The organism is Commensalibacter sp. A3DC (genome assembly GCF_047307945.1).
Classification (GTDB): domain Bacteria; phylum Pseudomonadota; class Alphaproteobacteria; order Acetobacterales; family Acetobacteraceae; genus Commensalibacter; species Commensalibacter melissae.
Map to the genome: position 1 here is coordinate 1 of NZ_JAXOQA010000055.1, position 12315 is coordinate 12315.

Here is a 12315-nt window from a genome sequence, read left to right on the forward strand (position 1 = left end):
AAGCTATGACGATAATATCTTATTCTCGATCATTTATACATTTAATCACAATATATGAACTAATTTCATATAATCTCTTTTGTACTCTATAGAAAATATAATGATTATTTGATTAAAAAATTAATTTATATTCAGTAAGATTTAACTTAATAAATTATTAATTGGAGCGGGCGATGGGATTCGAACCCACGACCCCAACCTTGGCAAGGTTGTGCTCTACCCCTGAGCTACGCCCGCTCTGATGAACGTAAAAGCCTTTTATGATATTTCCATTAAAGATGCAAGCGGAAAAAACAAAAATTAAAAATTATTTTTATTTCCTGTCTCTCATCCACTATAATATATACAAAAACCAATTCTAATATCTAGAAATTGTTAAACATATGAGAATCAAATTTTTCATTTAAATGAAACAGGATATGATTTATGGCGCTTTTTAACTCTCCGTCCCAACCTGCAAAAGGTCAACTTTTGACTGAACATGGAACAGCCATTTCCTCGGCTTCTTCTTCCAAAACGAGTATTATTGAAGGTAATCAAAATAACTTTGTTCAGGAAGTCGTTGAAGCCAGCCAAAAAATTCCTGTTTTAGTTGATTTTTGGGCGAATTGGTGCAACCCTTGCAAACAACTTACACCATTATTGGAAAAAATTGCAAATGTCACCCAAGGACGCGTGAAACTTGTAAAAATCGACATAGACGCGAATCAAGCCCTTGTCCAACAGTTGATGCAGATCGGCCTTCCCATTCAGTCTATCCCTCTGGTTGCTGCTTTTTGGCAGGGGCAAATAGTTGATTTATTTCAAGGAGTGCAAGCTGAAAGTGCAATTCAACAATTTGTCAGTCAATTATTAAAAACCGCTGGAAGTGCAATGCCCAGCACGGATTTAATTGAACAGGGACAAACATTGTTGCATGACAAAAAATTCGATGAGGCAATGGGTGTTTTTTCCCAAGCCCTTGAACTGGAACCCGAAAAACCGGAAGCATGGGGCGGGTTGATACGATCAATTCTTGCCAGTGCAGGACCAGAAGTGGCACAGGAAAGTCTTGAACAAGTTCCGGAATCCATACAGGATCATGCCGAAATTATAGGTGCGAAATCTGCCATTGACCTTGCTCTGGAAGGTGAAAAAAACACTGGGGATACACAGGCATTAATGGATAAAATCAAATCGGATCCAGATAATTATCAGGCTCGCTATGAACTGGCTACCGCTTTAAATGGAGCCGGAAAAAAAAATGAAGCCGCACATGAATTGCTTGAAATTATGAAAAGAGACAAAAGCTGGAATGATGAAGCGGCAAAAAAACAATTGTTACGTTTTTTTGAATCTTGGGGATTTGACGATCCAGCCACGTTGCAGGGCCGTCGTCAATTATCAACCTTATTATTTTCTTAAGCCCGATTGCCAATAGAATTTATCTAATTCATTAAAGGATAAACAAATGTCTCAAAATACCCCTCCCATTGATCCAAAACTGCTTTCAATCCTTGTCTGTCCTGTGACAAAAGGCCCTCTTATTTATGATCGTGATGCTGATGAACTGATCAGTTGCAATGCAGGTCTGGCTTATCCAATTAGGGATGGCATACCAATAATGCTTGCCAATGAAGCAAGAACATTAAGCGATGATGAAATCTCAAACTATAAGAAACCAAAATAATATCGTTAAAAGCATTTCATGAGGAAAAGATATCATGACCTCTGCAAAAATCATTACAAAGCGCCTTTAATGTAAATTGAATGATGGAAGGGCAAGATTTTTTAGCCTCTTCCAGCAGTGGATTTAACAAGGAATCAAAATCAACATGAATATCACAGGCATTCGGCAATTTTTTATGTTTGCCGTTGGCCTGTCTTAAAGACTGAATCTTAAAAAAATAAAATATTTCTTTTAAAGCATGTTCCAGGGCTTTTTCGGTATTGGGATGTAATTTTTGACCATAAGCCTCCATTGCTCTTGCCACGAAAATACTATCACTTTGCAAACGTCGCAAAATTGGAAATAATTGCACAAGCACAGGATCCGTTTCTTCCAAAACACAGGTAGGCCGTTCTTTACGTGCTTCATCTATATCACTGGCCAATTCGCGAAGTTCTGTAATGATTTCATCATTTTTGGCTTCAACAGCATCCCATGAAATTCCTTCAATCAATACAGCGTGTAATAATTTATATAATTTACTAAAAGCTTCCTTGGCATGTAAAAAGGCATGATATCTAGCCTGAGGTCTCAATATACAATAACTAACCAATAAAGAGGCCAACACACCTACAACAATAGAAAAGATACGATCAAAAGGTCTTTCAAAAATCCCTCCGGGTGAAGGGAATAGAAAAACGACTGCAAGTGTCACAACTCCAAGCCTCATGGTGGGACGCCATGAAACGAACATAACCATCGGAATCATTACGATTGTAAATACTATAATCGGTGACCAGCCACAATAAATCTGCAAGGCAATGGCTATGATCCCTGCAATTCCACCAATCAGAGAACCAATAATTTGATCACGACTGGTCTGAAGAGTTTGAGCGATACGACTTTGCGTCACGATAACAGCTGTAATTAAAGCCCAATAAGGTTCGTTCAATTTACATAGATGTGCAAGTAGACTTGCTGTTGCTACAGATAATAATAACCGAACACTTTGAATAACAGCGGGATATAAATTCAGCCTTTTAATTCCAAACCTCATTTATACCTTGCTCGATTAACCGTAAATCTTGGAATTCATGATCAGAATTATCGTTTATGATCGCTTTTGTTTCTTTCGGAAACGAACGGGACTGCAACCCAATGCATAACGGAACCGCTTTGAACCAGTAAAAGCATTGAAGTGGGATTTCTGTTTTCTTTTTTTGCACTTGTGATTGCCTGTTGAAGCATATCAACATCATTTACAGTTTTAGTATTTGTTCCCACAATTACATCTCCAGGCTTTAAACGCTGCATCAAATTTTTCTCTTTATGATGTACGGTGGTCACTACAACGCCCTGCTGTTTTTCTGCCAGATTATATTTCTGTCTTAGTAAATTCGTTATCGTACTGACCGTAATATTCAGATCTTTAATTACTAATACCCTTGCCTTTTCATCCTGAATATCACTCTCCTTACTTTCCTCATTTTCTTCAAGATTTTGTATCTCTATGGGTAAATCAACAACTTTTCCCCGTCTTATAACTGTTAAATTAATTTGTGAATGAATGGGAGCGGCAGCAACCATCCTTGGCATTGTGTGGGCTGTAACAACCTGGCTATTTATTTTTTCTATGATATCGCCAGATTTTAATCCAGCTTTATCAGCAGGGCTACCCTTCTCAATTTTTACGACCAAGGCTCCCTGAAACGGCTTTACATTCAGGCTACTCGCTATACTTTCATTAATTTCCTGAATACGAACACCAATCCATCCACGAGTCACCTTGCCGTTTACACGAAGCTGATTGATAATATCCCTTGCCTCATTGGCAGGTATGGCGAAAGCAATGCCTATTGACCCTCCAGAAGGTGAAAAAATAGCTGTATTAATGCCTATGACCTCTCCTTTGATGTTAAATAAGGGACCTCCGGAATTTCCCTTGTTGATTGGGGCATCTGTCTGAATAAAATCGTCATATGGCCCCTGTTCTATATCCCTTCCCCTTGATGAAATAATACCGAATGTCACGGTTCCAGATAAACCATATGGGTTACCAATTGCCAAAACCCAGTCACCTATCCTTGAATAATCACTATTGCCAAAATGCGCAATGGTTAATGGTTCTTTCACATTAATCTTAAGTAAGGCAATATCTGTTCTTTCGTCATATCCCTTCAATACCGCTTTAACCGTCCGATTATCCTGTAAAGTTATCAAAATCTGGTCGGCATCTTTAATAACATGATAATTTGTAACGATAAGACCTGATGAATCAATAATGAAACCAGAACCCAACGCCTGAAGATGATCCATACCGTCATCAGGACCACTCTTGCCATTCATATAGTTTTGAAAGAATTTTTCGAAAGGGGAATCTGGATCAGAAGCGGTATCCTCCGTATTGTCATCATCTTCATCGTCATGCTGCCCCGGTTTAAGAACTCGACTGGTTGAGATATTAACCACCGTCGGCAATAATTTTTCGGCAACATTTGCAAAACTACCAGAAGAACATCGAGAACTAAATTTATCTAGCCAAGTTAAACGACCTATAAAAGGTAAATTAACAGCAGGTTGAGCTTGCAACCGATGAGTTGAAACAAAACCGAATATCCCCATGGTAAGGATCAAACAACGTGTCAAATCCCCTTGAAAAAGATTTTTTGACATACTTATTCTTTATTCATTAAAAATAATAACAGCATTATTACAGGTTACTTCATGCGCAAACTTATCTCTTTTCTAAAAATCATGTAGAGATCAAATAACTGAATTAATTTAACCATAAAATTCATTAAAATAAATATAAATCTATCTAAAATCATGATTTTATGGTTACACTGTTTTAAAATTCTAACATCTTAGACATGAATTCATGATAAGCTTATTTCTGAATAAATCCTGATTTTTGAAATTATTGAACTTTAATAATATTATTGGGATCTTAGATTGATAGTTCTTAATCGTTGTCTTTTTTTATCAAGATATAAAGACAGGAGATAAAGAATATATATTGCGATACAATTTATACCTAGCTGCAAAAATACTGATTGTCCCCAGCTAGCGAACATCAAACGCCCCCATAGATCAAAAACCGTACTCAAGGAAAAAACCTCCAGCGAATGTCGACCATATAAAGCCAAAAGCTGCCCAATTTTATTTTCGGAAAAATGTTTGGTCCATTTTGAAGATTGAACAAGATAAAATATTGCGATAACGTCCATCAATCGCAATGGTGAAAGATAAGCCTTTGCAGGAGTATGTAGTTCTATCAATCTCAAATCGGGTAATCCCCAATATCCCCATGGAAACGCTTCTAGGAAAGAAAAGATTAAATAAGCGATAGCAAGTCCCTGTAACCATATAAAATATGGAAAATCACCTTCATGCTTACCTGCAAGAATAGAACCATAAACCCCAAGCGTGAATAAAAACTGCCATGCTAAAGGGTTAAAAAACCAACCATCAGGATCGAGCCAGTTAGGAAAATTGAACCATGGATCAAGATTAACCCAACTCCATAGCAAAAAACTTATTCCCAACGCCAACCACCAACGATATTTCATGATTAAATAAAGGATGGGAAAAAAGGCGAGTAAAATGATATAGAGTGGCAAAATATTCAGATTACTTGGCAATGCATCCAGAAGTAACAACCGCCAGAATACTCTTAAGATACTGTGACCATGTGCCAATTCAGGCTCTAAAAAATCAACTGGCAGTATCCATACCCGACGCCACTGATAGATGCTGAATAATGTAATTAATACCAAACCTATCTGAAAAAGATAAATTTTCCAGCAACGTGCAAAAATCCTTTTACAAATTTTCCAAAACCCGTCAAGCGGAATCCTTCTTCCATATGCAAGCCAGGAAGCATATCCAGCTAATAATACGAAAATTTCTGCTGCATCGGCAAACCCTACATTCCGCATAGTAAAACGATTTAGAAGATTTTCAGGAATATGGTCAATATACATCATGATCAGCGCCAATCCACGCAAAGCATCGATACGATGATCCCTTTTTGATTTTTTTTGCTGTTTGATCAGAACTTTATTCCTTAACGATTCTTTCCAATTTATTCTACATTTTCTTTCTAAATAAAATGAAGAAAATTAGTTTCAGAGCTTCATTACAACTTTACAAATCTGTTATATACTTTTTAAAATAAACTTGATAATTACATTTTTTAATGATTGTTTCTTCAAGGTTTTACATGAATAACCCTATTTCAATTAACCGGCAAAAAGTCAAAGAGGCTTTGAAAGATTTTACGCTTCCATGGTCTCCCCATATTCGGCTGCTAGACACTGATTTGATTGAAACGCTTCATATTGAAAACCAAAAAATACATATAACGTTAAAAGTCCCCAATGTCGATCCTGCTCAAGTGGAACCATTACGGGCAAAAATCGAACACCATTTAAGTCAGCTTAAAGATGTGGAACAAGCCCGTGTTTTTATGAATGCCATTTCTTCCGGCTTACATGATCCAACCATATCAAAACGCTTGGTATTCCCACCCAAACAAACCGGTCATACCAAATCAGATACAACTTCAATAAAAGCAAATAATATAAAAAATGCCAAACCCATTGAAACTCTCAATTCGGTTAAATGTGTCATTGCAATCGCTTCAGGAAAAGGAGGTGTTGGAAAATCCTCAACAACTGTCAATCTTGCGATTGCCTTGTCTCAAAAAGGATTAAAGGTTGGCATCATGGACGCTGATATCTATGGCCCTTCCATTCCACATATGCTTGATCTAAAAGGCAAGGTAGAAGTAAGAGACCACAAACTGATCCCAATGACGGCATGGGGTATTTCAGCAATTTCCATTGGCATGCTGGTTCCCACGAATCAAGCGGTTATATGGCGGGGACCCATGGTAATGGGGGCGGTCAAACAACTGTTGTCAGACGTAAAATGGGGAGAGTTGGATATCATGTTGATTGATATGCCTCCTGGAACGGGTGATGTTCAAATTACCCTTGGCCAATCCATTAAATTAGATGGTGCGATAATGGTTTCCACACCTCAGGATATTGCTTTATTGGATGCCAAAAGAGGTATTTCTCTTTTTCAGAAAACGCGAACCCCTATATTGGGTATCATTGAAAATATGTCTTATTTTCTTTGCCCTCGTTGTCAGGAAAAAACCTATATATTTGGACAGGATGGTGTTAAAAAAGAAGCCAAAGCTTTGAATATACCTTTTTTGGGGGAAATACCTATTTTACCTGCGATCCGTACGGCATCAGATGAGGGAATTCCCATAACCGTTCAACAACCTGATGGCCCAGAAAGTCAAGCCTACCATGCTATTGCAGATTTAATTTATCCCGCCATTTGTAAAACAGGACTTGCAAATAGCAAAAATTCCTAAAAACCTTGTCACCCCGAATCTATTTCTCTAAAGAAGATCCAGGACCTGCCAAAACATAACAAACCTTATTTTTTGGCATATACCGACATAAAGGTCCCTGCTTTCCGTTTTTTCCTAAAATTCCAAATTCAAAAATCAACCCCAAAACCAAAACGAAAGTACAGGCAATATACCAAGGGCGTAAAGTGGCAAATTCGATTTTTTGATTTGGATCTAGAGGTTTAATGTCAGAATCAAGATTTGAAGGTTGGGTAAAAAAACTTTCTCCCATTGATTCAGATGACGAATGGACAGATTTACCAGGTAATTCATACTCATATTCATCGACATGAAGATTCTTTTTATCTTTATAATCCATAATGAAATTTTCAACTACTTTCATATTTATAATCAAATATTTAGCATAGTTCATTTTTTCTTTGTATAAAAAGTCTCATGTAGATACTGATTATCCGCATCCAGATTACGTCCAAAAGGAAGAAACCACATCGCTGCAACAATGCCGATAAATAAAATGATAATACCAGCAACATATAAAAGTTTTTCCATTTTCAATCTTTCCAAGAGATTTTATATACACATTAACTCTAGGATTTGTAATGATCCAGAATCTGCATCATTTCTGTCCATTCACGTTTGCTTAATCCACTGTCAGCTTGATCAACAGATTGTCCATTTAACAACTTGCCAATAACATTCATCATGGTCGAGGAAAATGTTACAGCCCCTTTGCGATAATCTTCAAATGCCTCACAAGCCAGAGGAACCCATGCCCGAACCGTTTTCAGCATTACTTCGGCATAAACACGGATTTCATATTGTGCATGCGAGTCAATTCTTAGCTGCAAGAAATGAAATAAATTATGTAAGTTAACCTTCCAGTACCATTGACTATAACTGTTCAAGGTCAAGTTCATTCTGGCAAGCTCACGAGCCAGCCCAAAACCATTTTCTTCAGGAGTACGAAGCATTTTTTCATAATCATCATAGCATTTTTGCGCATCATTACGTAAAAGCGATAAAACTGCCTCTGATTGGTCAGCAGAAAGAACTTCTCCACGACCTTGATGATTAACCTTACTTTGCATTGCCAATACGCGAGGTTCGGGAATATAGAATTCTCTATCCATTATTGAATATCGGGCCGAATATTCATTTACGCTGGCCGTACGATGACGAATCCATTGTCGTGCTACAAAAATTGGTAATTTAACATGAAACTTAATTTCACACATTTCAAAAGGGGTTGTGTGATAATGACGCATTAAATATCGAATCAAACCACGGTCTTCCGATACTTTTTTTGTACCGGTTCCATATGAAACTCGGGCTGCCTGAACAATTGCAGAATCATTACCCATATAATCGACAACCCTGACAAATCCATGATCCAGTACAGGAAAAGCTTGATAAAGCATTTCTTCCAAACCTGGTGAAATTGGCCGTTTTGTATAAAGTTGCTGACTTGACTGCGCTTTAATATCTGCCTGTTGTTCTTCTGTAAGTGCCATAATAATCTATTTACTCATTTTAAGTACGACTAAGAAATTATTTATAAACCAGTATAAAACTATTTTCCTAAAATATATGATTTTAATGGTTTTTAACAGTCATGATTTGCATATTCCCCTCGTTAGCTATTTAAAAAAAATCAAGAAAACTGCTTTTAAACAAATCATTAACTTTCACACCCTGTCCAAAATCAGCTGATATTTTTCATTTCATTATGTGGATCCCTAAAGATTTTGGCAAACTCTGACAAAAATGATAATCAAGAGTAAAATTTTTTCCCTGTTGGGAAGATTCAAGATTAATAAATTTTATCGATCATATCCGTTCTGGAAAGATTAGATTTGTATTCTCTCTCCCTTAGGAATTGCTCTTTTAAACCGGGATCTATAATAAATAGTTCTCCGGATTTTAAAATTAATCGATTATATAAAATATCCATATCAAAATTTTGCGGCTTTAAATTCAAACCCGATAAACAGGACAGATCAATGTGGACAAAATTTTTTCCGAAATATATAGCGGGCTTCATTAGTAAAAAATGACTGATTATCATCATATGAAAAATCAGCCGTAATTGAATGATAGCCTGTTTTATATAAAAAATTGGCTATACTTCCCAAAATAATTCTTGTACCGTTTCCCATACCCTTTGTTCTCAAATAGTTAATATGAATTTGATACCCTGACTTTTCCGATACTCTGGTCTTGTAAAAATAATCTATCCCGCTTAGCTGATGGGATAAAGATTTAATCCGCCAATTTTCAGCATTTATTCTGCCAATATCAAAGTTCACATGAACTTTGTTTAAAACGGTTTTCTATATTGAAGTTTCCCAGAAACCGTTATTTGAAATCCCTATTTTCTTAACATTTAAATGACTAACATCTTCAAGCGTCACATTTATATTCTCGAAAATGACCATTTGGAAAACTTTAAGGACAAACGCCTTGGAATATGAATAATGCCCTTTTTTCCTGCAATCCGTGTCAGGGCATTATGCGTGTATTCTAATATGAACGGAGCCTCCCCATAACGTATATTATATAAATTCATTCCTATAATAAATAAAAAGCAAAACAAATAGAGAGAAAAATACTTTTTTCAATTTATTCATTTTGCACATCTTGAAAATGTAATTTATGTAAGTTTATTCAATCCAGCCGAATAAATTCATGAATTTATTTTATAAAATCCATTATTAATGCTTAGAATCACTATGAACCTTAATATTCAAATGATCAATTATCTGACTGGCATTATATGAAGTTAGATCTAAAAATGAATAAGGTTTATCCGGATTAACCTCAATTGTAAGCTCATGATCCGGATGATGAATAACATCAATGACAGCATTTCCAGCTTGTTTAGACAATTCCGGAAAATCTCTATCGGGTTTCTGTAAATCCTCAATCCATTCTTGCTTAATCTGATCAACGGATTCATTCTTTTCACGGCTTTTAAGATCAGCCAAATGTTGTATTAATCCATCATCACGAAAATGCATTGTAAAGGATACAATCTTATAATCATTTATCATTGCCATTTCATTATTTGCTGATGGTTTTTCCGGACCTTTTACACGAGCATTAATTTTTACATTCCCAATATTTTTTGCACCAATCTGGAACGGTTCAAGATTCCATTCTTGCAGATCATAATGATACTGCGCGGACAAATTCCCGAACATATTTAGTTGATCATAACCATATTGCTTTAAAGCGTACAATCTTGGATCACTATCGGTTTGTAATTGTAAGTTATCGAATTTATTACCTCTAAACAAACGGTTTTTTCCATCTTTTTCTGTCGAAATTTGCATGTCACCAAGCTGGTATCGTGCAGCATCAATTTTTAATTCGACATTTTTAATATGAAAAAGTTTAGGTTCGTCACTTGCAAATTCAAATGTTTTTCCATTTTCAATATTTTGGAAAAATTTAGCAAAACTCAAATCCTTAATCTGAAGTGATTGAATATTGAAATAATTGTCCCGATTGTTAACTTTATCATAATAACGGAAATCATTCAAAGTTTGGTCGGATTTTCGATCTAATCCATAATTTTTGATTTGATATTGAGCTATTGCTATCTTTTCAGATCCAGAAGATAATTTCATTGTAATATTCTTCAGATTTAATAAATCAAATTTTGCCTTTGAAAAATAAACACTCTTGATTTTTCCAGATGCATCGATGTCAAGCAAATCCTTTCTGGGAACAAAATTGTTTAAATCAATATGATCAACGTGAATCTGCCCGTTATTCATCATCAAGTCACTATCAATTTTTGTTTCAAAATTATCAATTGTAGCGCTCATCAATCCATTACGTGAACCAGATTTGATATTCAATTTATCCATTGTATATAATTGCCCAGACTGGCCTTTGATCTTCACTTTTTCCAAAATGGCACTACGTGTGAATACATTGGTTACACTGCGATCATAAACAATAGAAGAACCCGGAAAGGATTGCTCCAACATTTTAATTCCCGCATCAAGACGATTGTGTAGCTGATGCTGAAGATAGATATATCCACCTCCAAGACTTGAACCTAGTACAAGAATGGCTGCGGTTGTTCCAAAGATTACTGATTTTTTCATCGCTTATTTCCTGTTAAGATTATTACGGAAAATTATAAAGAAATAATAAGTAAAAACAATTGGAAATTAATTACGGTGACCCAGAAATTTAATTTGGATCAAAAAAAATTAATTTCCCCTTTTTTTATTAGTGAAATATTATTATATTAAAATTGTTGGTTTACCCAACTATGGCAATAAACGGTATATGAAATAGGCGTAGTGGACCCGGGGGCGGTACCCGGCGTCTCCACCATAAAGCTTATGGGGACGAAACAGGATCGACACGCGTAGTAAAGATATATTTTTTGCTCGGTATTGTACCACCGTTATCGGACTGTTTTTTACAAATGCCAACGATAATTTCGAGGCACACGCTATCGCGGCCTAATAAGCCAATGTGACAAGCGCGGCTTGAAGGGTGCCGGGCAACAGAAACCCTTCACTTTAGATTATTGATTTTATAGTTAAAGTTTAGACAATGACCAATTCAGATAATTCAGGTTCTAACGAAAACCCTCCTTCCCTTTTACCATATAATGAATGGATTGAAGCTGCCTATCGTGAGGTCATGTTAAAAGCTCTGGAATCAGTTGCAAAAGATGGACTGCCTGGGAGTCATAATTTCTATATCCAGTTTAAAACCGACTATCCTGATGTGATTATTCCACCCCAACTTAAAGAAAAATATCCAGAAGAAATGACGATTGTTTTACAACATCAATTTTGGGATCTGAAAATCAACAGAATTAAACAGCAAATGTCTGTTGGTCTTTCATTTGGCGGGGTTGGGAGTATATTGGTTATTCCATTCGGATCTGTTATTGGGTTTGCAGATCCGTTTGTTAATCTAGCATTTAATTTTCAGCCTATTCCTTCTAGTCTAACCGTGATTCAATCTGAAGAAAAGACACCTGTTCAAACACTCCGTACAGTTACAAATAATATGGAAGAATTAAAAAATGCTAAACCTTCTAAGGAAAGTAACGCATCGAAAGAGAAATCACAGGTTATAAGTTTAGATGCTTTTAGAAAAAAAACCGATTAAATTTTATAATATAATATCAAATGATAAATAGTTTAACAAAACCAAAAGTTTAATTGGTAATAAACCGTATTGTGCTATAAAAAATATTAATCATTTTTTTAATAGTTAAAATATAACTTTTGTGAAAGATAGA

12 protein-coding genes, 1 tRNA gene and 1 other RNA gene are annotated in these 12315 nt (G+C 35.8%); 5 read left to right on the plus strand and 9 right to left on the minus strand.

Annotated elements, in window-relative coordinates:
- Positions 1-162: 162 nt before the first annotated feature.
- A tRNA-Gly gene (locus U0839_RS06955) sits at positions 163-237 on the minus strand.
- Between the two features lie 189 nt (positions 238-426).
- Here U0839_RS06955 and U0839_RS06960 point away from each other — a divergent pair.
- A complete protein-coding gene (locus U0839_RS06960) occupies positions 427-1404 on the plus strand; it encodes a tetratricopeptide repeat protein (RefSeq protein ID WP_413550361.1) in 978 nt (325 codons plus the stop codon).
- Between the two features lie 46 nt (positions 1405-1450).
- Positions 1451-1669: a Trm112 family protein gene (locus U0839_RS06965; RefSeq protein WP_155565157.1), complete on the plus strand. Its 219-nt coding sequence runs from the start codon at positions 1451-1453 to the stop codon at positions 1667-1669.
- A gap of 16 nt (positions 1670-1685) precedes the next feature.
- On the opposite strand, the gene U0839_RS06970 is transcribed toward U0839_RS06965, so the two are convergent.
- The 3 genes from U0839_RS06970 to U0839_RS06980 form a co-directional block, all read right to left on the minus strand.
- A complete protein-coding gene (locus tag U0839_RS06970; RefSeq protein ID WP_155565156.1) occupies positions 1686-2705 on the minus strand; it encodes an FUSC family protein in 1020 nt (339 codons plus the stop codon).
- A gap of 47 nt (positions 2706-2752) precedes the next feature.
- Positions 2753-4321, minus strand: coding sequence for a Do family serine endopeptidase (locus U0839_RS06975; protein ID WP_230882733.1), 1569 nt, complete (start codon positions 4319-4321; stop codon positions 2753-2755).
- 263 nt (positions 4322-4584) lie between these two features.
- Positions 4585-5736, minus strand: a complete 1152-nt coding sequence (locus tag U0839_RS06980; protein WP_413550364.1) for an OpgC family protein — start codon at positions 5734-5736, stop codon at positions 4585-4587.
- 134 nt (positions 5737-5870) lie between these two features.
- Between U0839_RS06980 and U0839_RS06985 the strand changes: the two genes are divergently transcribed.
- Positions 5871-7040, plus strand: coding sequence for an Mrp/NBP35 family ATP-binding protein (locus U0839_RS06985; protein WP_110438715.1), 1170 nt, complete (start codon positions 5871-5873; stop codon positions 7038-7040).
- A 19-nt stretch (positions 7041-7059) separates the two neighbouring features.
- Here U0839_RS06985 and U0839_RS06990 read toward each other — a convergent pair whose 3' ends face one another.
- The 5 genes from U0839_RS06990 to U0839_RS07010 all read right to left on the minus strand — a co-directional run bounded on the left by U0839_RS06990 (position 7060) and on the right by U0839_RS07010 (position 11155).
- Positions 7060-7422, minus strand: coding sequence for a hypothetical protein (locus U0839_RS06990; RefSeq protein ID WP_155565154.1), 363 nt, complete (start codon positions 7420-7422; stop codon positions 7060-7062).
- Positions 7423-7448: 26 nt separating this feature from the next.
- Positions 7449-7589: a hypothetical protein gene (locus tag U0839_RS06995; RefSeq protein ID WP_155565153.1), complete on the minus strand. Its 141-nt coding sequence runs from the start codon at positions 7587-7589 to the stop codon at positions 7449-7451.
- Between the two features lie 38 nt (positions 7590-7627).
- Positions 7628-8551 carry an FAD-dependent thymidylate synthase gene (gene thyX, locus U0839_RS07000; RefSeq protein WP_155565152.1) on the minus strand — a complete coding sequence of 308 codons (924 nt, stop codon included), beginning with the start codon at positions 8549-8551 and terminating at the stop codon, positions 7628-7630.
- A gap of 486 nt (positions 8552-9037) precedes the next feature.
- The gene (locus U0839_RS07005) at positions 9038-9346 is read right to left on the minus strand and encodes a hypothetical protein (protein ID WP_155565151.1); all 309 of its coding nucleotides are present in this window, start codon (positions 9344-9346) and stop codon (positions 9038-9040) included.
- Positions 9347-9751: 405 nt separating this feature from the next.
- On the minus strand, positions 9752-11155 hold the full coding sequence (locus U0839_RS07010) for a hypothetical protein (RefSeq protein ID WP_155565150.1): 1404 nt from the start codon (positions 11153-11155) through the stop codon (positions 9752-9754).
- 115 nt (positions 11156-11270) lie between these two features.
- Here U0839_RS07010 and ssrA point away from each other — a divergent pair.
- Both ssrA and U0839_RS07020 read left to right on the plus strand, forming a co-directional pair.
- Positions 11271-11581: a transfer-messenger RNA gene (gene ssrA, locus U0839_RS07015) on the plus strand.
- A 34-nt stretch (positions 11582-11615) separates the two neighbouring features.
- Positions 11616-12182 carry an SspB family protein gene (locus U0839_RS07020; RefSeq protein WP_413550363.1) on the plus strand — a complete coding sequence of 189 codons (567 nt, stop codon included), beginning with the start codon at positions 11616-11618 and terminating at the stop codon, positions 12180-12182.
- Positions 12183-12315 lie beyond the last annotated feature (133 nt).

Coding starts and splice junctions, on each gene's coding strand:
- U0839_RS06960 (WP_413550361.1), top strand. CDS start 427: ATGGCGCTTTTTAACTCTCCGTCCCAACCTGCAAAAGGTCAACTTTTG.
- U0839_RS06965 (WP_155565157.1), top strand. CDS start 1,451: ATGTCTCAAAATACCCCTCCCATTGATCCAAAACTGCTTTCAATCCTT.
- U0839_RS06970 (WP_155565156.1), bottom strand. CDS start 2,705: ATGAGGTTTGGAATTAAAAGGCTGAATTTATATCCCGCTGTTATTCAA.
- U0839_RS06975 (WP_230882733.1), bottom strand. CDS start 4,321: ATGTCAAAAAATCTTTTTCAAGGGGATTTGACACGTTGTTTGATCCTT.
- U0839_RS06985 (WP_110438715.1), top strand. CDS start 5,871: ATGAATAACCCTATTTCAATTAACCGGCAAAAAGTCAAAGAGGCTTTG.
- U0839_RS06990 (WP_155565154.1), bottom strand. CDS start 7,422: ATGAAAGTAGTTGAAAATTTCATTATGGATTATAAAGATAAAAAGAAT.
- U0839_RS06995 (WP_155565153.1), bottom strand. CDS start 7,589: ATGGAAAAACTTTTATATGTTGCTGGTATTATCATTTTATTTATCGGC.
- thyX (WP_155565152.1), bottom strand. CDS start 8,551: ATGGCACTTACAGAAGAACAACAGGCAGATATTAAAGCGCAGTCAAGT.
- U0839_RS07010 (WP_155565150.1), bottom strand. CDS start 11,155: ATGAAAAAATCAGTAATCTTTGGAACAACCGCAGCCATTCTTGTACTA.
- U0839_RS07020 (WP_413550363.1), top strand. CDS start 11,616: ATGACCAATTCAGATAATTCAGGTTCTAACGAAAACCCTCCTTCCCTT.